This window comes from Streptosporangium sp. LJ11 (assembly GCF_051918945.1).
Taxonomy (GTDB): Bacteria; Actinomycetota; Actinomycetes; order Streptosporangiales; family Streptosporangiaceae; genus Streptosporangium.
In genome coordinates, this window is the sequence record NZ_JBPXMB010000006.1 from 97,016 (window position 1) to 118,483 (window position 21,468).

The 21,468-nt window shown below is 73.1% G+C and carries 21 protein-coding genes; 14 read left to right on the forward strand and 7 right to left on the reverse strand.

Going from position 1 to position 21,468, the window contains the following annotated elements; genetic code table 11:
• Positions 1-177 precede the first annotated feature (177 nt).
• The 5 genes from ACTOQ3_RS11090 (at position 178) to ACTOQ3_RS11110 (ending at position 4,506) form a co-directional block, all read left to right on the forward strand.
• Positions 178-1,137, forward strand: a complete 960-nt coding sequence (locus tag ACTOQ3_RS11090) for an ROK family protein (RefSeq protein WP_440083263.1) — start codon at positions 178-180, stop codon at positions 1,135-1,137.
• A gap of 56 nt (positions 1,138-1,193) precedes the next feature.
• On the forward strand, positions 1,194-1,943 hold the full coding sequence (locus ACTOQ3_RS11095; protein ID WP_440083264.1) for a sugar phosphate isomerase/epimerase family protein: 750 nt from the start codon (positions 1,194-1,196) through the stop codon (positions 1,941-1,943).
• Positions 1,940-3,043: a Gfo/Idh/MocA family protein gene (locus ACTOQ3_RS11100; protein ID WP_440083265.1), complete on the forward strand. Its 1,104-nt coding sequence runs from the start codon at positions 1,940-1,942 to the stop codon at positions 3,041-3,043. The genes ACTOQ3_RS11095 and ACTOQ3_RS11100 overlap by 4 nt, the downstream gene beginning before the upstream one ends.
• A 99-nt stretch (positions 3,044-3,142) precedes the next feature.
• Entirely contained in the window at positions 3,143-3,754 is a 612-nt protein-coding gene (locus tag ACTOQ3_RS11105; protein WP_440083266.1) for a TetR/AcrR family transcriptional regulator, read from the forward strand.
• Entirely contained in the window at positions 3,751-4,506 is a 756-nt protein-coding gene (locus tag ACTOQ3_RS11110) for a VC0807 family protein (protein WP_440083267.1), read from the forward strand. The genes ACTOQ3_RS11105 and ACTOQ3_RS11110 overlap by 4 nt, the downstream gene beginning before the upstream one ends.
• Here ACTOQ3_RS11110 and ACTOQ3_RS11115 read toward each other — a convergent pair.
• Positions 4,473-5,240, reverse strand: coding sequence for a metallophosphoesterase (locus ACTOQ3_RS11115; RefSeq protein ID WP_440083268.1), 768 nt, complete (start codon positions 5,238-5,240; stop codon positions 4,473-4,475). The two genes, ACTOQ3_RS11110 and ACTOQ3_RS11115, sit on opposite strands and share 34 nt — an antisense overlap.
• A 203-nt stretch (positions 5,241-5,443) precedes the next feature.
• Here ACTOQ3_RS11115 and pdxR point away from each other — a divergent pair, with 203 nt between their 5' ends.
• Positions 5,444-6,847, forward strand: coding sequence for a MocR-like pyridoxine biosynthesis transcription factor PdxR (gene pdxR / locus ACTOQ3_RS11120; protein ID WP_440083269.1), 1,404 nt, complete (start codon positions 5,444-5,446; stop codon positions 6,845-6,847).
• Positions 6,848-6,896: 49 nt separating this feature from the next.
• Here the strand turns inward: pdxR and ACTOQ3_RS11125 are convergent, their stop codons facing one another.
• Positions 6,897-7,100: a hypothetical protein gene (locus ACTOQ3_RS11125; RefSeq protein WP_440083270.1), complete on the reverse strand. Its 204-nt coding sequence runs from the start codon at positions 7,098-7,100 to the stop codon at positions 6,897-6,899.
• Positions 7,101-7,117: 17 nt separating this feature from the next.
• Here ACTOQ3_RS11125 and ACTOQ3_RS11130 point away from each other — a divergent pair, with 17 nt between their 5' ends.
• Together ACTOQ3_RS11130 and ACTOQ3_RS11135 are read left to right on the forward strand one after the other, a co-directional pair.
• The gene (locus ACTOQ3_RS11130) at positions 7,118-7,753 is read left to right on the forward strand and encodes a hypothetical protein (RefSeq protein WP_440083271.1); all 636 of its coding nucleotides are present in this window, start codon (positions 7,118-7,120) and stop codon (positions 7,751-7,753) included.
• Positions 7,754-7,914: 161 nt separating this feature from the next.
• Positions 7,915-9,141, forward strand: a complete 1,227-nt coding sequence (locus ACTOQ3_RS11135) for an NAD(P)/FAD-dependent oxidoreductase (RefSeq protein WP_440083272.1) — start codon at positions 7,915-7,917, stop codon at positions 9,139-9,141.
• A 14-nt stretch (positions 9,142-9,155) separates the two neighbouring features.
• Here ACTOQ3_RS11135 and ACTOQ3_RS11140 read toward each other — a convergent pair whose 3' ends face one another.
• Complete coding sequence (locus ACTOQ3_RS11140; protein WP_440083273.1) at positions 9,156-9,617, reverse strand: PPOX class F420-dependent oxidoreductase; 462 nt, start codon at positions 9,615-9,617, stop codon at positions 9,156-9,158.
• A 213-nt stretch (positions 9,618-9,830) separates the two neighbouring features.
• On the opposite strand from ACTOQ3_RS11140, the gene ACTOQ3_RS11145 reads away from it, so the two are divergent.
• Together ACTOQ3_RS11145 and ACTOQ3_RS11150 are read left to right on the forward strand one after the other, a co-directional pair.
• Positions 9,831-10,487: a fasciclin domain-containing protein gene (locus tag ACTOQ3_RS11145; protein ID WP_440083274.1), complete on the forward strand. Its 657-nt coding sequence runs from the start codon at positions 9,831-9,833 to the stop codon at positions 10,485-10,487.
• A 336-nt stretch (positions 10,488-10,823) separates the two neighbouring features.
• Positions 10,824-12,485, forward strand: coding sequence for a RecQ family ATP-dependent DNA helicase (locus ACTOQ3_RS11150; protein WP_440083275.1), 1,662 nt, complete (start codon positions 10,824-10,826; stop codon positions 12,483-12,485).
• A gap of 35 nt (positions 12,486-12,520) precedes the next feature.
• Here ACTOQ3_RS11150 and ACTOQ3_RS11155 read toward each other — a convergent pair whose 3' ends face one another.
• From ACTOQ3_RS11155 to ACTOQ3_RS11165, 3 genes are all read right to left on the reverse strand, one after another.
• Entirely contained in the window at positions 12,521-13,339 is an 819-nt protein-coding gene (locus ACTOQ3_RS11155; RefSeq protein WP_440083276.1) for an SAM-dependent methyltransferase, read from the reverse strand.
• A 105-nt stretch (positions 13,340-13,444) separates the two neighbouring features.
• Positions 13,445-14,260, reverse strand: coding sequence for an SAM-dependent methyltransferase (locus ACTOQ3_RS11160; protein WP_440083277.1), 816 nt, complete (start codon positions 14,258-14,260; stop codon positions 13,445-13,447).
• A 236-nt stretch (positions 14,261-14,496) separates the two neighbouring features.
• Positions 14,497-15,000, reverse strand: coding sequence for an ATP-binding protein (locus tag ACTOQ3_RS11165; RefSeq protein ID WP_440083278.1), 504 nt, complete (start codon positions 14,998-15,000; stop codon positions 14,497-14,499).
• A 231-nt stretch (positions 15,001-15,231) separates the two neighbouring features.
• On the opposite strand from ACTOQ3_RS11165, the gene ACTOQ3_RS11170 reads away from it, so the two are divergent.
• The 3 genes from ACTOQ3_RS11170 to ACTOQ3_RS11180 all read left to right on the forward strand — a co-directional run bounded on the left by ACTOQ3_RS11170 (position 15,232) and on the right by ACTOQ3_RS11180 (position 18,248).
• Positions 15,232-15,468, forward strand: a complete 237-nt coding sequence (locus tag ACTOQ3_RS11170) for a DUF397 domain-containing protein (RefSeq protein WP_440083279.1) — start codon at positions 15,232-15,234, stop codon at positions 15,466-15,468.
• A 128-nt stretch (positions 15,469-15,596) separates the two neighbouring features.
• A complete protein-coding gene (locus ACTOQ3_RS11175; protein ID WP_440083280.1) occupies positions 15,597-16,514 on the forward strand; it encodes a helix-turn-helix domain-containing protein in 918 nt (305 codons plus the stop codon).
• 165 nt (positions 16,515-16,679) lie between these two features.
• Complete coding sequence (locus ACTOQ3_RS11180; protein WP_440083281.1) at positions 16,680-18,248, forward strand: SDR family oxidoreductase; 1,569 nt, start codon at positions 16,680-16,682, stop codon at positions 18,246-18,248.
• A 34-nt stretch (positions 18,249-18,282) separates the two neighbouring features.
• On the opposite strand, the gene ACTOQ3_RS11185 is transcribed toward ACTOQ3_RS11180, so the two are convergent.
• Positions 18,283-18,828 (reverse strand): TetR/AcrR family transcriptional regulator, encoded by a 546-nt coding sequence (locus ACTOQ3_RS11185; RefSeq protein WP_440083282.1) that lies wholly within the window; start codon positions 18,826-18,828, stop codon positions 18,283-18,285.
• Positions 18,829-18,921: 93 nt separating this feature from the next.
• On the opposite strand from ACTOQ3_RS11185, the gene ACTOQ3_RS11190 reads away from it, so the two are divergent.
• Complete coding sequence (locus ACTOQ3_RS11190; RefSeq protein ID WP_440083283.1) at positions 18,922-21,435, forward strand: molybdopterin-dependent oxidoreductase; 2,514 nt, start codon at positions 18,922-18,924, stop codon at positions 21,433-21,435.
• The last annotated feature ends 33 nt before the right edge of the window (positions 21,436-21,468 follow it).

Sequence of the window (21,468 nt, forward strand, 5' to 3'; positions counted from 1 at the left end):
CATATGACGTTGACAACGTTGTCATCAACGTCATACCTTCAGCCTGTTTGCCCGGCCACTTGGGTATCGCACCCTTTGTGCCATTGACCAGCGGAGGATCCCCTTGCACAGCCGCGTGGTGGCCCCGGTGGCCGCCTGCCGTCCCTCCGGGTTCCGGTACGCCGGAAAGGCCGGCCGATGACCGCCCTCGCGATCGACATCGGCGGCACCAAGTTCGCCGCGGCGCTGGTCCGGCCGGACGGGACCGTGGCACGCAGGGTGGAACTGCCGGTCGGCCCGGATCCCGAGGCGACGCTGGTCTCGCTCGTCCGGCACATCCGCGAGGTCCCTGAGGTCCGTGACACCGATGGCGTCACCGGCGCCGGCGCCGCCGGAGAGACCGGGGACCTGGGAGACCTGACCGGGGTCGGCATCGGCTCGGCCGGTCCCCTCGACGCCGTCGCCGGTACGGTCAGCCCGGTCAACATCCCCGCCTGGCGTGACTTCCCGCTGGTCGGCGCGGTGAGCGAGCTCCTTCCCGGCCTTCCCGTCGCGCTCGCGGGAGACGCGCAGTGCATGGCGCTGGGGGAGTGGTGGCGGGGCGGGCACTCACGCTCCCGGGCCCTGCTGGGCATCGTGGTGTCCACCGGCGTGGGCGGGGGCCTGGTCCTCGACGGGGTGCCGTACGTGGGACCGACCGGAAACGCCGGGCACATCGGGCACATCGCGGTGGACGGCGACGGACGGCTCTGCCCCTGCGGGGCGAGCGGCTGCCTGGAGACGGTCGCCAGCGGCCCGAGCATGGTCCGCTGGGCGCTGGAGAACGGCTGGAGCGCTTCCGGCGCGCACCCGGACGCCCGCGCGCTCTCGGCCGACGCCGCGCGCGGGGTCCCCGTCGCCCGGCAGGCCTTCCAGCGGGCCGCCGACGCGCTGGCCGTGGCGATCCTCACCACGGCGGCGCTCTTCGACCTCGACGACGTCGTCATCGGGGGCGGCGTCTCCGGGGCGGGGGAGACCCTGCTCGCCCCGCTGCGCGAGGCGGTCGCCAAGCGGGCGGGCCTCGGCTTCCTGCGCGGCCTGAACGTCGAACGTACCTCCCTGGAACGCGACGCCGGTCTGTACGGCGCCGCGGCCCTGGTCCTCCCCGTCGCGGGGTAGAGGACCGCGTTCTCTCCTCCGCCCGCAGGCGAAGGTGTCCACGCTAAGGAGAATCGATGAGCTCACTCGCCGTCCAGCTGTACTCCGTGCGCGAACAGGCGGCCGTCGACCGCCGCGCCGTACTGCGCCGCATCGCCGACATGGGTTACGGCGCGGTCGAGCCGTACGACGTGCACCTCGATCCGGAAGGTCTCCGCGACGACCTGCGGGAGGCGGGGCTCTCGGTGTGCAGCGTGCACGCCCCGCTCCTCGACGAGCGGCGCGCGGCCGCGCTGGCCGGGGCCGTCACCGTCGGCGCGGAGACCGTCATCGTGCCCGCCGCCCCCGCCGAGTGGTTCGCCGGCAGGGAGGGGGTCGAGCTGGCCGCCAGGACCATCGGCGAGGCGGCCCGCGAGGCGGCCGACCACGGGCTGCGGCTCGGATACCACAACCACTGGTGGGAGCTGGAGCAGCGGGTGGACGGCCGTCCCGCGCTGGAGGTGCTCGCGGAGCTGCTGGACCCCTCCGTGCTGCTGGAGGTGGACCTCTACTGGGCGGCGACCGGCGGGGTCGACCCGTCGGGACTGCTGACCCGGCTCGGCGAGCGGGTGAGCCACCTGCACGTCAAGGACGGCCCCGCCACCCAGGAGGGCCCGATGACCGCGGTCGGCTCCGGCCGGGTGCCCATCGTGGACGCGCTGAACACCGCGCCGGACGCGGTGCGGATCGTGGAACTCGACCACTGCGCCACCGACATGCTCCAGGCGCTGGCCGACAGCCACGCCTACCTGACCGGTCTCGCCGCCGCCGGGCGGGTGAACCCGTGACCGGCCCGCTCGGGGTGGCGATCGTCGGCTGCGGGAACATCAGCCACCAGTACCTGGGCAACCTCACCTCCTTCCCCGGCGTGCGGGTGGTGGCGTGCGCGGACCTCGACCTGGACCGCGCCGCGGAGGTCGCCGCGCGGTACGGCGTGCCGGTGGCGACCTCCCCGCAGGAGGCGATCTCGCACCCCGACGTGGAGCTGGTGGTCAACCTCACGGTCCCCGCCGCGCACGCCGAGGTGGCGCTCGCCGCCGTCCGGGCCGGACGGCACGTCTACAACGAGAAGCCGTTCACCGTGGACCGGGAGTCCGGCGCGCGGCTCGTGGAGGCCGCCGCCGCGGCGGGGGTGCTCCTGGGCAGCGCCCCCGACACCTTCCTGGGCGCCGGGCTGCAGACCGCGGCCAGGCTCGTCGCCGAGGGGGCCATCGGCACCCCGCTCACCGCCCTGGTCCTGTTCCAGACGCCGGGCCCCGAGTCGTGGCACCCAAACCCGGAGTTCTTCTTCCAGCCGGGAGCCGGGCCGCTGTTCGACATGGGTCCCTACTACCTGACGACCCTGGTGACCCTGTTCGGCCCGGCCTCGCGGGTGACCGCGGTCGGCCGCAGGGCCAGGGACGAGCGGGTCGTCGGCTCCGGCCCCAAGGCCGGGGCGCGTTTTCCGGTGGCGGTGCCCACCCACACGAGCGCGCTCCTGGAGTTCGCCGCGGGACAGGCCGCCACGATGGTCTTCAGCTTCGACTCGCCGCTGCGCCGCACCGGGTTCGTCGAGATCACCGGTACCGAGGCGACCATGCGGGTGCCCGATCCCAACACCTTCGGCGGCGAGGTGCGGTTGCGCCGGGCCGTCGACGACGAGTGGGTGCCGGTCCCCACGAAGGGCACCGAGGCCGGTCGCGGCCTGGGCGTGCTCGACATGGCCCAGGCCATCCGCGAGGGAAGGCCGCACCGGACCACCGGCGAGCTGGGCCTGCACGTCCTCGACACGATGATCGCCGTCGCGGAGTCCGCGGAGCGGGCCGAGTTCGTGGAGATCGGCAGCACCTGCCCGGTACCGGCCCCGCTGCCCGAGGGATGGGACCCGGCCGCGATCCGTTTCGACTGACGGCTCCGGGCCCGGGGGCCTGACGGCGAGGACGCGAGGGGTGGACCGTTTTCCGGTCTGCCCCTTGCGCTTGTTACTCATCCGAGTTACTTATTACTTATGCAAGTAACGAAGCCTCCGAGTCTCGCGGCCACCGCGCGACGCGCCCAGATCGTCGAGGCGGCGATCGAGACGATCGCCGAGCTGGGGTACGGGCAGGCCTCCTTCGCGCGCATCGCCGAACGGGCCGGGCTCAGCAGCACCCGCCTGATCTCGTACCACTTCCAGGGCAAGAACGAGCTGATCGCCCAGGTCGTCGCCGAGGTCCACCGGGAGATCGGCGAGTTCATGTCCGAGCGGGTGCGGGCGGAGCCCACGGCCGGCGGGGCGATCAGGGCCTACATCACGGGCAACGTCGAGTTCATCGCCACCCACCGCGTCCGGATGAGGGCGCTGTACGAGATCTTCGTCAACTACCGGGGCGAGGACGGTGAACGGTCCCACGACGCGGCCACCGACCTGGGAACCCTCTCCCACATCGAGGAGATCCTGCGCTGGGGCCAGCGGGAGGGCGAGTTCCGCGCCTTCGAGCCGAGGGTGATGGCGATGAGCATCCAGCGGTCCGTGGACGGGCTGCCCTTCCTGCTGGAGGCCGACCCGGACGTCGACACCGCTCTCTACGCCGCCGAGCTGGTGACCATCTTCGACCTGGCCACGCGGAGCGGGAGATGAGAGCGGAACGCGAGGCGAGGACGGAGCCGGGAACGGAGACGAGAACGGGGACGGGGGCGGAGACGGGGGCCGAGGTGAGGGCGGAGACGAGGACGAGGGCGGGCCGTCGTGCCGCGGCCGTCCTGATGCTCGTGGACCTCGTCCTGCCCATCGGGCTCTACTACGCCCTGCGCGCGGCGGACGTCGGCTACGTCACCGCCCTGGTCGTCAGTTCCCTGGTGCCCGGCACCGGAATGGTCGCCACCCTCGTCAGGGAGCGCCGCCTCGACTCCGTGGGTCTCTTCATGGTGAGCGCCATGCTGGTGAGCGCCGGGCTGTCGGTCGTCGGCGGCAGCCCCCGTTTCCTGCTCCTCAAGGGCGCCCTGCTGATGGTCGTGGTCGGCGGCTGGTTCCTGGCCACCGCCCGGGGGCCGAGACCGCTGGCCCTGCAGTTCTCCCGGCCGCTGCTGGAGGGCCGGACCGGTGCCAGGGACGTGTCGTGGGACGACCTCTGGAGTGGCTCGCCGCGCTTCCGCCGGGTGTGGCGGGTCTCCACGGTCGCCTGGGGCGTCGGGGCGCTGGCCGACGCGGCCGTCCGGGTGGTGATCGCCCTGACTCTCCCGATCGACCTCGCCGTGGGGCTGAGCGGCCTGCAGTACGGGGCCTTCTCGGTCCTGATGCTGGTGATCATGAACGTCCACCAGGCGCGCGCCGGCCTCCACGACCCCCGCTCCGGCCTCTACCTCACCCCCGGCGCGGTGAGGAACCGGTAGTGGGTGGTCAGCCGTCCCTCGTCGTCCAGGACGTGAAAGGCGAGCGCGGGCGGCTGGTCGAGGTGGACGTGGTCCTCGGGGTGGGCCCGGCGCTCCCAGGGGAGCCGGAGGGTGGAGACGACTCCCGGTGCCACCAGCAGCGGCCGTCCGGCGAAGGTGGTCGCCGCCGGGGTGTGGGCGTGCCCGCACAGGAAGGCCGCGAGGTTGGGGTGGCGGTCCGCGATCGCGGCGAGCCGCTCCGCCCCGAACTGGCGGATGCCGTCGACGAAGGGGACGTGCAGCCGAGCCGGCGGATGGTGGAAGCCGACCAGCACGGGCACCCGGGCCGGGGCCCGGGCCAGGGTGTCCTCCAGCCACGCCAGCGTCTCGTCCTCGAGGAAGCCCTCGTCCTTGCCCGGCACGGAGGAGTCGCACAGGGCGATGACGACGCCGGCCGCGTGGTGCACCTGGTTGATCGGCGCCGTCGTCTCCGGCCGCCCGAGCAGGTGCCGCCGGAACGCGGCGCGCTCGTCGTGGTTGCCGGGACAGATCATGACCGGGTGCCGGGAGGTCAGAAGCAGGCGGGCCCGCTCGTACTCCTCCGGCAGGGCGTGGTCGGCGATGTCGCCGGTGACCAGGACGGCGTCCAGGTCGTGGGGGAGGTCTTCGAGGTGGTCCATGACGGCCCGGGTGCGCTCGGCGCTGCGCTCCCCGCCGTCGATGTGGGTGTCGCTGAGGTGGGCGATCACGATCATCACCGGGGTCCCTTCGTCGCGGTGTGCGGGAGATGAGCGAGGACGGCCGAGCGGCCCTGGCCGGCGCACCGATCGCGAGGACGGCCGGACGGCCCTGGGCGCGCACCGATCGCGATGACGGCGACCCGTTTCGCGCTCGTGCTCCCCGTTCGGGCTCACCTCGAACGTAGAAGGTCACCGGACCAAGAATAAGATCCAGTTTCATGCCGGATTCTTGGGCCGGTTCCCGGCTCGACCTGTACATCTCCCCCGACGCGGCGGGCGGGCGGCGCTCCGGCCTGGAGTCCGCGCTCCGGGCGGCGATCCGTCAGGGGCGCCTGCCCGCGGGGACGCTCCTGCCGTCCACGCGCGGGCTGGCCCGGGAACTCGGGTTCTCGCGGGGCACCGTCAGCGCCGCCTACGACCAGCTGGTCGAGGAGGGCTACCTGACCACGCGGCCGGGATCGGGCACCAGCGTGGCCGAGGCGCCGCGACGCGCCCAGGCTCCCGCGCCCCGCGCGCCCGCGCCGGTGACCCCGCGCCACGACCTCCGCCCCGGCCGCCCCGACGTCAGCGCCTTCCCCACCCGGGCCTGGCTCGCCTCCACCCGCCGCGTCCTCGCCCACGCCCGCCCCGAGGTCTTCGGCGCCGGAGACCCTCAGGGGCGGATCGAGCTGCGCGAGGCGCTCGCCGGCTACCTGGGCCGCACCCGCGGCGTGATCACGACCCCGGACCGTATCGTGATCACCTCGGGCTACTACCAGGGCCTGGGCCTGCTCAGCGGGGTGCTGGCCGCGGACGGCACCCGCACCGCGGCCGTGGAGGACCCGGGCCACAACAGCTTCCGCGACGTCGTCCGGCGCGCGGGGCTCACCATCCTCGCCCTGCCCGTCGACGCGCACGGCGCCCGCGTGGAGACGCTGACACGGCGCGCGGGAGCGGCGTTCCTCACCCCCTCGCACCAGTACCCGACCGGCGTCCCGCTGCGTCCCGGCCGCCGTCAGGCACTGGTCGCATGGGCGCGCTCCACGGGCGGGCTGATCGTCGAGGACGACTACGACGGCGAGTACCGCTACGACCGCCAGCCCGTCGGTGCCCTCCAGGGCGTCGCCCCCGACCAGGTCGTGTACTGCGGCACCGCGTCCAAGACCCTCGGCCCCGCCCTCCGCCTGGCCTGGATGGTCCTGCCGCCGCATCTGGTGAGACCGATGACGCTGGCCAAAGAGCGATCCGACCTGTACACCGAGACCCTGGGCCAGCTCGTCCTCGCCGACCTGATCACCACCCACGCCTACGACCGCCACATCCGCGCCGCCCGCCTGCGCTATCGCCGCCGCCGCGAACTCCTCCTCGACCGGCTGGCCGCCGTTCCAGGCCTTACCGCCCACGGAGTCCCCGCCGGCCTGCACACCCTCGTCACCCTCGCGCCCGGCGGCCCCACCGAGGACCGGCTCCTGGCCAGGTGCGCCCGCCACGGCGTCGCCCTGCGCGGTCTCACCGAACTCCACCACGATCCCGCCGGCCGCCCGCGGGGCCTGCTGGTCGGCTTCGCCGCCCCGTCCGAGCGCGCCTACCCGGCCGCCCTCGACGCCCTGTCCGCGGCCCTCGCCTCCGGCGGGCCGGCGTGAGCGCCGCCGCGGGCCCGGCCCGCCCCCGGCCGCGCCGGGACGCGTTCGTTCAGGGGGCCCGGTCGGCGGGGTCGACGGTCTTCGGCTCCGGCTCGGCGGGCCCTCCGGCGGACTCCTCCAGGCGGGCGCGGAGGCGGGCGCGGATCTCGTCCGGGGTGTACGCCTGCCGCCGGCGCTCGGCCCGCGCGATCACGACCCCCGTGGCCGCGACGCCCGCCACTCCTGCCAGACCGAGTACCTTCCACCATCGCATGTGCCTACGCTAGCGGAATGTCCGGCAAGAGCATCAGCCTCGACGAGGCCGTCAACCTGACCCGCACCGGCGACGTGTGGCTGTTCCGCGGTCGAACGGTGCCCGATCGAGCCATCCAGACCATGACGAACAGCCCCGTCAACCACGTCGGCATGTCGGTCGTCATCGACGACATGCCGCCCCTGATGTGGCACGCGGAACTGGGCCGCTCCCTGCCCGACCTGTGGTCGGGAACCCACCAGCGCGGCGTCCAGCTGCACGACCTGCGGGAGGCGGTCACGGTCTGGGCGACCAGATACGGCCAGCGCGGCTGGCTGAGGCAACTGGAGCCGCAGACCCCCCGCGAGATGGAGGACGCCGTCCTGCGCACCGTCGCCCGGCTGGACGGCACGCCCTTCCCCTCGACGGCCAGGCTCGCCGGCCGCTGGATGAAGGGGCGGGTGCCCAAGATCTTCAAGCGGGGCACGGAGGAGAGCGCCCTGGAGAGCGCCTACTGCGCCGAGGTCGTCGCGGTCACGTACGAGGCCATGGGGCTGCTGCCGGGAGGACGGCGGCCGAACTGGTACGACCCCGGCCGGTTCTGGAGCGGCGACGACCTGGAGCTGACCGGAGGTTTCCGGCTCGGGGGAGAGATCACCGTGAGTCTGGGGTAGGCCGTACGAGGAACGGAGCGGCGGACGCAACCCCCGGCACCCGCCTTCTCGAAGACACAGACGGCGGATCCCCGCACCCGGGGGGACTCCACGGACCCACGGACCGGTGAACCCGGTGGGTCCGCGGACTCCGTGCCGCCGTCGACCCGGGGGGATGCGTCATGCGGGACACGGTGGTCATCGTCGGTGCGGGGCTCGCCGGTCTCGCGTGCGCCCTCCGGCTGCGCTCGGCGGGAGTGGAGGTCCGCGTCGTCGAGGCGGCGGAGGAGGTGGGCGGCCGGGTACGCACCGACGTCGTGGACGGCTTCCGGCTGGACCACGGCTTCCAGGTGTTCAACACCGCCTACCCGGAGGCCGCGCGGGTCCTCGACGTCGCCGCCCTGGACCTGCGCCCGATCCCGTCCGGCCTGATCTCCTTCGACAGGGGGCGGCGGGAGCGGCTCATGCTGCCCTGGCGCCACCCGGGCCAGGCGCTCAGCGGGCTGCTGGCCGACGTGGGCTCACCGGCCGACAAGGCGGCCCTGGCGGCGCTGACCGCGCGGGACCTCCTGCTGCCGGCGAGCCGGTTGCGCGGCGGGCGCGAGCGCACCACGCGCGAGGAACTGCGGCACTGGGGCGTCTCGCCGAAGATGGTCGAGAAGCTGATCCGCCCGTTCCTGTCGGGCGTCGTCCTGGAGCGGGAACTGGAGACCTCCAGCCGTTTCTTCCACCTCGTCTGGCGGGCCTTCGCCCGGGGAACGGTCGGGGTGCCCGCGCTCGGCATGGGAGAGATCACCCGGCAGCTCGCCGCACGCCTCCCTCCGGGGGCGCTCGCGCCGGGCACCCCGGTCCTCGCCGTGACCGGGGAGGGGGTGGAGACGGCCGGGGGCGCGACGATCCCGGCCCGCGCGGTGGTGGTGGCCACCGACCCCGCCATGGCCGCCACGCTCTACCCGGGGCTGGAGATCCCGGCGATGCGCTCGGTGACGACCTTCTACCACGCAGCCTCCCGTTCCCCCATGGACGACCCCACGCAGATCGTCGACGTGGAGGGCCACATCACCGACACCCTGGTCATCAGCGACGCCGCGCCCGAGTACGCCCCGCCGGGCCGCGCGCTGGTCTCCACGTCGGTGCTGGGGGTCCTCTCCGACGCGGACGAGCCCCGGGTCAGGGCGCGGCTGTCGCAGATCTACGGAACCGACACCTCGGGCTGGGAGCATCTGGCGACGTACGCCGTCAAGGGGGCGCTGCCCGCGATGGTGCCGCCGTTCCGGCTGCGGCGCCCGGTGCGCTTCGCGCCGGGCCGCTACGTGTGCGGGGACCACCGCGACACCGGTTCGCAGCAGGGCGCCCTGGTCTCGGGGCGCCGGGCCGCCGACGCCGTCCTGGCCGACCTGGGCGCCTGACCCGGGGGCGTCCCTCAGGCCAGCCGGGCCGGGAAGCCGCCGGTGGCGATGGGGCCCCAGCGCTCCGGGGTGAGGCGCAGCAGCGACTTGCCCTGCCGCGTCATGGCCGCCCGGTACTCGTCCCAGTCGGGGTGCTCGCCGGAGATCGACCGGTAGTAGTCGACCAGTGGTTCGAGGGCCTCCGGCAGGTCGAGGACCTCGGCGGTGCCGTCCACCTGCACCCAGGGGCCGTCGAAGTCGTCCGACAGGACCACGATGCTGACCCGGGGATCGCGGCGGGCGTTGGAGGTCTTGGCCCGCTCGGGGTAGGTGGACACCACGATCCGGCCCTCGGCGTCGACGCCGCAGGTCACCGGGGACGCCTGCGGCCTGCCGTCGCGCCGCGCCGTGATGACCAGTGCGCGGTGGCGGTCACGGAGGAAATCCAGAAGCCGGTCGCGGGAGACGACCTCGTTGGTTGCGATCTTCGGGCTCATAATGCCCACTCTACGGGGGATGTGGCACGCCCGAATTAACGCCCTGACGAATGGAAAATGGCTCTCTTTCTCGGGAGATATGTGGTCAAGAGTCGTCAAATGGGGCATTTGACACCAAATATCAGGGAATTGATCTCCAATGCAGGACATGAGTGGCTCGGGAACCCGCCGACGGACCCCGGATGGCTCATCCGCCCAAACAAGGAGATAACCGTGAAGCAGAAGTCTCTTCTGGCATCGGCCCTGACCGTGCTCGCCCTGACCGCCGTCCCCGCCGCGCAGGCGGTCGCCGCCGACGCGCGCGTCTTCTCTCCCACACCGATCCCGACGGACACGGCTCTGCCGACCGACAGCGCCTCGCCCACGGACGGCATGTCGCCCGAGCCCACGGGCGCGATGACGGAGCCGTTCGGCCCCGGGTGCGCGTCCCTGCCCGCCAGCGGCGAGGGCAGCCTCAGCGAGATGGCCTCGCAGCCGGTCGCCACCGCGGCCGCCTCCAACCCCACCCTGTCCACGCTGGCCCAGGCGATCGAGCAGGCCGGCCTGACCGAGACGCTCAACTCCGCCAAGGACATCACGGTGTTCGCGCCGACCAACGACGCGTTCGCCAAGATCCCGAAGGACACGCTCGACAAGCTCCTGGCCGACAAGGCGCAGCTCACCAAGGTCCTGACCTACCACGTCGTCGAGGGGAAGAAGGCGCCCGAGGACCTGAGCAGCGGCGACCTGACCACGATGCAGGGAGGAACGCTGAACGTCACGGGCTCCGGTGAGGACTTCACCGTCAACGACGCCAAGGTCGTCTGCGGCAACATCCAGACCTCCAACGCCGTCGTCTACCTCGTCGACACGGTGCTCATGCCGAAGTGACCGTGGTGACGCGACGCTCGTGACGGCCACGACGGCCGTGACGACCACGGTGGCCCCGGTGGCCCCGGTGGCCGTCGTGGCCCGGCCGGCCGGGTCGATCCGGCCGAAGGAGGGGTGCCCGTGTGGGGCGCCCCTCACCCGTGGCCCCGCACGCGTGTCCCGCTCCCATGGCTCCGTACGCCTGCCCGGCTCCCATGGTTCCGCACGTACGCCTCCCACCCGTGTCCACCGCCCGCCCATACCCGTCTCGTGCCATCCGGCGATCAAGGGGACGTCGCGCGACTAGCGCCCCGATCCACGGGTAACTGGCCGTCACACGGAGGGAAGGCGGAGGGCATGAACATCAAGGACAGGTTCGGGCCGAGGGCGCGGAGGCTGCGGGCGGTGGCCCGCAAGGTCTTCGGCTGGCGGGACCTGCGGCCCGGGCAGCTCGACGCCATGCGCCACCTGCTGGGCGGCGGCGACGCCCTCGTGGTCATGCCCACCGGCAGCGGCAAGTCGGCCGTCTACCAGGTGCCGGCCCTGTTGCTCGACGGGCCCACCGTCGTCGTCTCACCGCTCATCGCCCTCCAGCGCGACCAGGTCGCCGGGCTGGCCGAGGCGGACGCGGGCGGTGCGGTCGCGGTCAACTCCGCCCAGTCCGGCGGCGAGGCGTCCCTGGAGGCCGTACGCGCGGGCGCGGCCGAGTTCGTGTTCCTCTCGCCCGAGCAACTCGCCAAACCGGAGACGGTCGAGCGGCTGCGCGCCGCGCGTCCCTCGCTGATCGCCGTGGACGAGGCGCACTGCGTGTCGGCGTGGGGGCACGACTTCCGGCCCGACTATCTGAGGTTGGGCCAGGTCATCGAGCGGCTGGGGCATCCGCCGGTGGTGGCGCTGACCGCGACGGCCGCCCCCGCGGTGCGCGAGGAGATCATCACCGCCCTCGGCCTGAGGAACGTCCGTCAGATCGTGCGGGGGTTCGACCGGCCCAACATCGATCTGGAGGTGCGCCGCTTCGTCACCCAGGAGGATCTGAGGCGGGCGCTGGTGGAGGACGCGGCGTCCCGCTCCGGGCTCGGGCTGGTCTACGTCGCCACCCGCCGCGCCGCCGAGGAGTACGCCACCGCGCTGCGCGAGGCCGGTCGCAGGGCCGAGCCGTACCACGCGGGGATGAAGGCGGCCGAGCGCCACAGGATCCACGAGATGTTCCGCGACGACGAGCTGGACGTGGTGGTCGCGACCTCGGCGTTCGGCATGGGCATCGACAAGCCGGACGTGCGGTTCGTGCTGCACGCCGCCCCGCCGGAGTCGCCGGACTCCTACTACCAGGAGATCGGCCGCGCGGGGCGGGACGGCGAGCCCGCCGCCGCGGTGCTGTTCTACCGTTCGGAGGACCTCGGGCTGCGCAGGTTCTTCGCCGGGGGACGGGCCGACGAGGAGCTCCTGCTGCGCGTCGCCACGCTGGTGCACGAGCACGGCGGCACCGTACCGGCGGAGGAGCTGCGAACCCTGCTCGGCGTCGGCGCCACCCGGCTCACCCGGCTGGTCAACCTGCTGGAGCGGGCGAACGCCATCGAGGTCACCGGGGAGGGCGACCTGCGCGGGGTGCCCGAGGGGCCCGAGCCCGAGGCGGCCGCGGCGCGGGCCGTCGAGCTGGACGACACCCGGCGCCGCATCGACGACTCCCGGATCGACATGATGCGCGCGTACGCGGAGACCACGGGCTGCCGCCGCCGCTTCCTGCTCGAGTACTTCGGCGAGCCGCGCGAGCGCGGCTGCGGGGCCTGCGACACCTGCCGTGCCGGCCTCCCCGACGAGCCGGAGGCCGTGAAGGGGGCGGGGGGGGAGGGGGGGGAGGGGCCCTTCGCGATGCACGCCAGGGTGCGGCACAGCGCCTGGGGCCCCGGGATGGTGATGAGCAGGGAGAGCGACCGGATCACCGTGCTGTTCGACGAGGTCGGCTACAAGACACTCTCCCTGGAGGCCGTCGAGCGCGACGACCTCCTGGTCGCGGGCTAGACCGGGCGGGCGGGGCCCGCGAGACCGGAGCCGGGTCAGCCCCCGGACTTGCGGGCCACCCCGCCCATCGTCCACGTCCTGTCGCGGCCCTGCGCGGCGAGCGGGTTGTCGGGGCGCCAGTGGCGTACGTAGACCAGGCCGGGGTCGACCAGTTCCAGCCCGTCGAAGAAGCGCAGCACCTGCTCGCTCCGCCGCGAGGCGTCCTCGCCGCGGCCGAGGATCCGCTGGAAGATCTCGACCAGCGGGCGCTGGGCCTCCGGGCGCGTGTCGAAGACGACGTGGCCGATGGCGAAGTGGCTGCCGACCGGCACCGCGTCGCGAAGGACGGCCACGCTCTTGTGCGGGTCGTCCTCGTCGGGGATGAACTGCAGGGCCGACAGGATCAGCACGGCCACCGGCAGGTCCAGGTCGACCAGGCGCAGCAGCTCCGGGTCGGCGAGCAGCTCGCCGGGATGCATCACGTCACCCTCGACGACGCCGGTGTAGGGGTTGGTGGCCAGCGTGGCGCGGGCGTGGGAGAGCACCACCGGGTCGTTGGAGACGTAGACCACGCGCGTCTCGGGCACGATCTCCTGAGCCACCTGGTGGACGTTGCGCTGGTTGGGCAGCCCGGAGCCGATGACGACGAACTGGGTCATGCCCTGCTCGACGAGATAGCGCACCACCCGGCCGAGGAACGCCTGGGCCTCGTGCGTCATGTCCCTGACCTCGGGCGCGACGGCCAGCACCTCCTCGGCCGCCCTGCGGTCGGCGGCGAAGTTGTCCTTACCGCCCAGGAAGTAGTTGTTCATTCTGGCGATGTTGGGAACGCTGGTGTCCAGGCCCGCCCCCGGCCGCCGGGACGCCTCGCTCATGTATCGACTCCCCCTTTTCCTGTGACAATAAAGAACCGCACGATGTGTGAACAGGTGTCAAGACGCGGTTTATGCATGAAAAACGCGGTTATTTGCCAAGAAAGTCTATTCCTTGCGGGCAACGCCGCCGACGACCCAGACGGAGTCCGGCCGGTGGGGCACCGCGCCCTCCGGCCGCCACTCCGGGATGTAGACGATCCCGGGCTCGACCGGCCGCAGCCCGTCGAGGAAGAGCTCGACCTCGGCCTTGGTCCGCAGGTTCGCCCGCCGGGGACCGGTGATCGACCCGCTGTCCTGGAAGAGGGCGGCGAGCCTCGCGGTCCTCTCCGGGCACAGGTCCGAGACCGCGTGGGAGAGGGCCAGGTAACTGCCCGGCACGACGGCCTTCTGCAGGGCGGCGGTGATCTGCATGGCCTGCAGGTCGTCGGAGAAGTCGGTCAGCACCGAGAACAGCAGGATCGCCACGGGCTCGTCGAGGTCGATCATGTCGGTGAGGCCGGGATGTGCCAGGAGCCGCTCCGGGTCGCGGATGTCCGCCTCGATGACCGTGGCCGGGCTGTCCTCCTTCAGGAGGGCCTGGGCGTGGACGACGACCATCGGGTCGTTGTCGACGTAGACGACCCGCGCCTCGGGCGCGACGCCGCGCAGGATCTGGTGCACGCTGCCCTGGGTAGGCAGGCCGCAGCCGATGTCGACGAACTGCCGGATGCCGGCCCGCACGAGGAACCGTACGGCGCGGTCGAGGAACCTGCGCCCCTCCCGCGACATGGCGGGGAGCTCGGGGGCGATCGCGAGTGCCGCCTGCGCGGCGGCCCGGTCGGCGGCGAAGTTGTCCTTGCCGCCCAGGAAGTAGTCGGTTATCCGGCCCGCGTTCGGGATCGTGGGGTCGAACCTGAGGCGCTCAGGTTGCGGCGACGCCATGATGTCCTCCGTCCAGCCATGCGGTTCCAGCGGACATTATCGACCTTCCGCCCACGCTGTGCTGTATTTCTTGCCAGAGCCTCCTTCTGCTCATGTCACTTTTTGGATACTCGGCGGTCCGTACCCTCTGCACCCTCTGCTCCGCGTCTCCCTCGCCGGTGGCGGGCGGGCCGCCGGGACGGGTTCCCCGCGCTATCGGCGGCGGGCTTCCAGGTGTCGTCGGCGGGCGGGTGTCGTCAGTGGCAGGCCTCCAGATGGCGTTCCCCCGCCGGGGGCAGGGCGAAGGCCGCCCACACCGCCTTGCCGCGGCTCTCCAGCGGGGCCCAGCCCCACGTCTCGCTGACGCCGTCGACCAGCTGGAGTCCCCGGCCGTTCTCCGCCTCGTAGTCGGGCTCGCGCAGGCAGGGCCCCTGGTCGCTGGGGTCGGTGACCGCGCACAGCACCGAGCGCTCGGTGTGGCAGAGGATCACCTTGACCTCGGGAAAGGAACGGGCGTGCAGGACGCCGCGGGTGCCGTGGCGCAGGGCGTTGGTCACGAGTTCGGAGACCACGACACCGGTGTCGTCGATCAGCGGCTCCAGCTCCCAGGCTTTCAGCGACCTGGTGGTGAACTCGCGGGCGGTCCGTGCCGCGCACGGGTCGTAACGAAGGCTGCGCACGGCCATCTGCAACTGGCCGGCGTGGCCCTCGTCGCCGGCCCAGGGGGGCAGGCCGCTCGGGGGGAGCAGGTGATCAAGCATCGACAACCACCGTTCCCACCCTCCGATCTCAGCTCGGATAGGTGTGGCTTCGTGTCTTTGGTAACCAGTCATCGGCGACCTTGGGGAGGGGGGCGATCGTATGGCGAGGTTGATCCGTCTAGTCATCTTGCCCTCCGTAATGTGCATAGGCAAGTACAGATGCACGTGCATCTGCACAAAAAGCTCTATGCTCGAAGTGTTGTTTCCCTCCCCGACCGGTGAGAGGCGAGGATGAACCAGCTGTACAACGGCATGTCGGCCGCCCTGATGGACGGCGTCGTGTGGCGCAAGAGCCACTTCAGCAACCCCAGCGGCAACTGCGTGGAACTCGCGGAGCTTCCCGACGGCAGGGTCGCGATGCGCAACTCCCGCGATCCCGAGGGTCCCGCGCTGATCTACACCCGCCGCGAGGCCGACGACTTCGTCCGCGGGGTGAAGGGCGGGGAGTTCGACGACCTGATCATCTGAGGGGCCGGGACTGTGATTGAAAAATAAAACTCTCTATGGTCTGGACGCGGCGAGCGGAGTACCGTGAAGGCTCGCGATCGCCACAAAGAGTGCGCAGAGGCTCGCGTTCCGCGCCCGAAGGACTGCAGATGATCACACCCGACGCCGACGGCCCGCCGGTCAGCCCAACCTCGATGGCCGCGCCGCGGGGCAGCTCCACCGTGCTGCGGATCGTCCTGGGCGCGCAGCTCCGCCGCCTGCGCGAGCAGCGGGGCATCACGCTGGAGGAGGCGGGGCACTCCATCCGCGCGTCGCACTCCAAGGTCAGCCGCATGGAGCTCGGCAGGGTCAGCTTCCGGATCAGGGACGTGGCCGACCTGCTCACCCTGTACGGGGTGACCAGCGACGCCGAGCGCGAGCCGCTGCTGTCCCTCGTCGAGAAGGCCAACCTCACCGGCTGGTGGCACAACTACAACGACGTGCTGCCCCCCTGGTTCGAGACGTACGTGGGCCTGGAGGAGTCGGCCACCGTCATCCGCAACTACGAGGTGCAGTTCGTGCCCGGCCTGCTGCAGAGCGAGGGCTACGCGCGGGCCGTCATCCGGCTGGGCTTCCCCTCGGCCTCCCACGAGGAGCTGGACCGCAGGGTGAAGCTGCGCATGGCGCGCCAGCGGCTGCTGCGCCGCCCGGAGCCGCCCCACCTGTGGGCCGTGCTCGACGAGGCCGTGCTGCGCCGCCCGCTCGGCGGGGTCCAGGCGATGTGCGAGCAGATCGACCACATCCTGCGGGCGCTCGAGCTGCCCAACGTGACCGTCCAGATCGTGCCCTTCAGCGTCGGCGGCCACGCCGCGGCCGGCGGGCCCTTCAGCATCCTGCGGTTCTCCCAGCCCGACCTGCCCGACGTCGTCTACATGGAGCAGCTCACCAGCGCCGTCTACCTGGAGAAGCGCGACGACGTCGACAGCTACCTGGAGGTCATGGAGCGCCTGTGCATCAAGGCCGAGCCGGCCACGCGCACCCGCGAGATCCTCCTGGGGATCCGCGAGGAGTTCCAGCGGAGGCTGTGAGCCGGGAACGGGGCTCGCGGGACCGCCGGGCGGCGCCGTAAGCGGGGTCTCCGAGCCCGTGACGCGGCCCGGTCGCGACCGCCGGGCGGTGTCACGCCCGAGGTGTCCGAGCCGGTGACGCGGCCCGCCCGCAACCGCCGGGCGGCGCCGTACGAAGATGTGGGCATGAGATGTCTCGTGACCGGCGCGGCCGGATACATCGGAGGGCGGCTCGTCCCCGAACTGCTCGACGCGGGTCATGAGGTCCGCTGCATGGTGAGGTCGGCCGGCCGCCTGCGTGACCAGCCGTGGGCCTCCCGGGTCGAGGTCGCCCAGGCGGACGCGTCCGACGCCGAGCAGGCCGCCAGGGCCCTGGAGGGCATCGAGGTGGTCTACTACCTCATCCACACGATGGGCGGGGGGAGCGACTTCGCCGCCGCCGACCGCGAGGCGGCCACCACCTTCGCCGCCGCGTGCGAGCGCGCGGGGGTCCGCCGCGTCGTCTACCTCGGCGGTCTCGTCCCGGAGGAGAGGCACTCCCACCCCGGCGGTCCCGCGCCGGGCGAGAAGCTCTCGCCGCACATGAGCTCCCGCGTCGAGGTGGGGGAGATCTTCCTGCGCTCCTCGACGCCCGCGGTGGTGCTGCGGGCGGCGGTCATCATCGGATCCGGCTCCGCCTCCTTCGAGATGCTGCGCTACCTCACCGAGCGGCTGCCCGTGATGACGACGCCGCGCTGGGTCGCCACCAGGACGCAGCCCATCGCGATCCGCGACGTGCTGCGCTACCTCGTGGCCTGGGCCTCCGTCGAGGAGGAGGTGAACCGCTCCTTCGACATCGGCGGCCCGGACGTGCTCACCTACGCCGACATGATGCGGGTCTACGCGGAGGTCGCCGGGCTGCCCCGCCGGCTGATCATCCCGGTCCCGGTGCTCAGCCCCGGCCTGTCGAGCCACTGGGTGGGGCTGGTCACCCCGGTCCCGGCGGGCCTGGCCCGCCCGCTGGTGGAGTCGCTGCGCAACGAGGCCGTCTGCGGCGAGCACGACATCGCCCGCCACGTCGAGGACCCGCCCGGCGGCCTGACCGGGCTGAGGCGGGCGATCGAACTCGCCCTGGAGCGCATCAGGGAGGCCAGGGTCGTCACCCGCTGGTCCTCGGCCTCCATCCCCGGCGCGCCGAGCGACCCGCTGCCCACCGACCCGGGCTGGGCGGGCGGCAGCCTGTACGTCGACGCGCGGGCCCGCCGGGTCGGCGCCTCGCCGGAGGCCCTGTGGGCGGTCGTCGAGGCCGTCGGCGGGGAGTCGGGCTGGTACTCCCTGCCGCTGGCCTGGAGCCTGCGCGGCCTCCTCGACCGGCTGGTCGGCGGCGTGGGCCTGCGCCGGGGGCGCCGCGACCCCAAGCGGCTCCGGGTGGGCGACTCGGTCGACTTCTGGCGGGTCGAGGAGGTCGAGCCGGGCCGCCTGCTGCGGCTGCGCGCGGAGATGCGCCTGCCCGGCCTCGCCTGGCTGGAGATGCGGGTGCTCACGCACCGAGGGGAGACCGTCTACGGCCAGCGGGCGATCTTCCACCCCCGCGGCCTGGCCGGGCACCTCTACTGGTGGTCGGTCGCGCCCTTCCACAGCCTGATCTTCGGGCCCATGCTGCGCAACGTGGCGAAGGCCGCCGAGCGCGGCGTCCTGCCCGTCCCCTCCGAGGGCCGGACCGCCGGCCTCGACGCGCCCGCCGCCGGCGAGCCCAGGGACGCCGTCCCCCGCTGACCCGCCGCCGGCGGCCCGCCGTCACGACCGGCTGTCACGGCTCGCCGTCGCGGGATACGAGGACGTCGACGATGTCCGCGTACCCGATCTCCTTGTGCGTGAACTGTCCCGCCACCGCGAACTCCGCGAGGCCGTGGGCGGTCGAGAGCAGGGCCATCACCCGGGCCTTGGGCGCCGGCCCGTCCCAGGGACCCCGCATGCCGAGCGCGGTCGTCACCTGGTCGATCGCCGTCTCCAGCTCCGGGTGGTCCCCGGCGAGGAACTCCGCGGCGAACACCAGCCGGTACTCCTCGCGGTGCGTCGTGGCGTACTCGACGTAGCTCAGGTAGAAGGCCCGCAGCCGGTCGCGCGGGCTCGTCCCCTCCAGGATCGCCGCGGCGACGTGCGCGCTGAGGTCGGCGATGACCCGGACGGCGAGCGCCGCCAGCAGCGCGGTCTTGTCGCTGAAGTGCCGGTAGGGGGCCGTACGGGACAGGCCGGCCAGGTCGCCGACGGCACGCAGCGTCACGGCGTCGAGGCCCCCTTCGCGCAGCAGTCTCAGCGCGCTGTCGACCAGGCGGGTCCTGGTGTCGTCCACCATGTAGGTCCACCTTCCCGGGCCTCGCGTGTTGACAACGTCAACGTACCTGGTTGACACTGTCAACATGATGTTGACGACGTCAACCGGAGAGCTATGAAGATCACGGTGAACGGGCTGCCCGCCACGGTGGACGCCGGCCCCGACGACGCCGCCGTGGACGTCCTGCGAGACGGACTCGGCCTCACCGGCACCAAGGCCGCCTGCCGCACCGGAGTCTGCGGCGCGTGCACGGTCATGGTCGAGGGGGTGCCCCAGGCGAGCTGCCTGCTGCCGTCCGCCGCGCTGGAGGATCGCGAGATCACCACCGCCGAGGGCCTCGACCACCCCGTCCAGCGGGCGCTCGCGGTCCACGACGGCCTGCAGTGCGGCTACTGCACGCCCGGGTTCGCGGTCGAGGGCGCCGCCTTCGTCGACGCCTGGCGCGCCGAGCACGGCGACGTCGCGCCGCCGCGCGAGCGGATCGCCGCCGCCCTCGCCGGTCACCTGTGCAGGTGCGGCGCGTACGAGGGGATCTACGCCGCGATCGCCGCCGCCTGCCGGGGAGAGCACGACGGCGCCGCGGGGACACCCGCCCGGGTCGAGGCGATGGACAAGGTCACCGGCCGCGCCCGCTACACCACCGACGTGCGCCTCGAGGGCCAGCTGGAAGGGGTGATCATCCGCTCGGCGAGGGCGCACGCCCGCGTCACCTCGGTCACGGTGGACGCCGCCCACGTGGTCGACCTGCTGCCGCCCGACCGTACCGTCCGCTACGCGGGCCAGCCCGTCGCCGCCGTCGCCGCCCCCACCCGCCGCGAGGCGCTGGCGATCGCGGAGGCCGCCGAGATCGGCTACGACCCGATGCCCGCCGCGCTCGACGACGCGCCGGACGCCCCGCCCGTCTACGACGAGGCCGCCAAAAAGCACGTCCCCAGCTCCAGCGAGGGGCTGGAGCTGCCCGGCGACTGGAACGGCAACGTGCGCGGCCCCTTCACCAGGGCGAGCTGGCGCGGGCGCACCGCCGTCAAGCGGATCGAGGCCGCCCGCCGCGACGCCGACCCCCGCCTGGTGACCGGCACCTTCACCACCGCCGTCCAGGTCCACACCCCGCTGGAGCCGCACGCCTGCGTCGCCCGCTGGGACGCCGAGGGCGACCTGCACCTGCACCTGTCCACCCAGACCGTGGGCGTGGCCGCCGAGCAGGCCGCCAAGCGGTGGAACCTGCCTGCCGGGCGGGTCCACGTCGTCACCGACCACGTCGGCGGCGGCTTCGGGGCCAAGAGCGGCGTCGGCACGGAGACGATCGCCGCCGTCGAGCTCGCGCGGGCCTGCGGCGCGCCGGTGCGCGTGGTGTTCGGCCGCGCCGAGGAGCTCACCGACGCGGGCAACCGCCCCGGCACCCGCACCACCCTCGAACTGCTCACCGACGACCGGGGCGACCTCGCCGCCCTCACCATGGACGTCCACGGGCGCGGCGGCGTGGCCATCGGGTCGGCCGTCGCGGTGATGGCCCGCCTCATGTACGGCACCGCGCCCCGCCGGCTCCGCGACTACGACGTGGTCACCAACGAGCCGCCGGGCACCCCGTTCCGCGGGCCGGGGGCGCCGCCCATGCTCTGGGCGCTGGAGCAGGCGGTGGACGAGGCCGCCCACCGCCGGGGCGAGGACCCGATCGCGCTGCGCCGCCGCTGGGACGGCAACCGCAAGCGGCACGCCCTCTACGACCTGGCCGCGGCCCTGCCCGGGTGGACGGCCAGGCCGCGGACCGGCTCCCAGACGGGCCGCTTCCGCCGGGGTGTCGGGGTGGCCGCCGCCAACTGGGCCTACATGCTCGACCCCGGCACGGAGGTGGAGCTGCGCGTCGAGGGCGACGTGGTCGTGGCCCGCACCACGACCCAGGACATCGGGACCGGCATCCGCACCGTCATCGCCGACGTCGTGCGCGAGGAGCTCGGGCTGCCCGCCGAGCGCGTCCGCGTCGAGATCGGCAGGACGGGCACCGTGCACGGGCCGGCCTCGATCGGCAGCCGCACCACGGTCTCGGTGGCTCCCGCCGCGCGCGACGCCGCGCGGCGCCTGCGGAAGCTGGGCCTGGCCGACGGCGCCCGGGTCGTCGGCGGGCGCCGCCGCGACCGGCGCGGCTACGTCACCCCGTTCCCGGTGGGCGGCATGGCGATCGGCCGCGGGTTCAGCGGTTCGGTCCACGTCACCGAGGTCGAGGTCGACACCCGCCTGGGCGCCGTCAGGCCGCTGCGGGTGTGGGCCGGGATCGCGGTGGGCCACATCTACGCCGAGCGGCTGGCGCGCAGCCAGTGCGAGGGCGGCGTCGTGCAGGGCATCGGCTACGCCCTGTACGAGGAGCGCCTGGTCGACCCGGTGACGGGAGTCGTGCTGACCGCCAACCTCGACGACTACCGCATCCCCGGCATCGGCGACACCCCGGAGATCACCGTGCACTTCCACCGCGACGGGTGGGACCACGTCAACGGCCACGGCGTCGGGGTCGGCGAGATCTCCACGGTCGGCGTGGCCGCCTCGGTGGGCAACGCCGTCCACAACGCCACCGGCTGGCGCCCCCACGACCTGCCCATCCGTCCCGACCGGCTCCTCGAGGGGATCAACCGGTGATCCTCTTCCCGCGGATCCGCGCCGGAAGGTGTT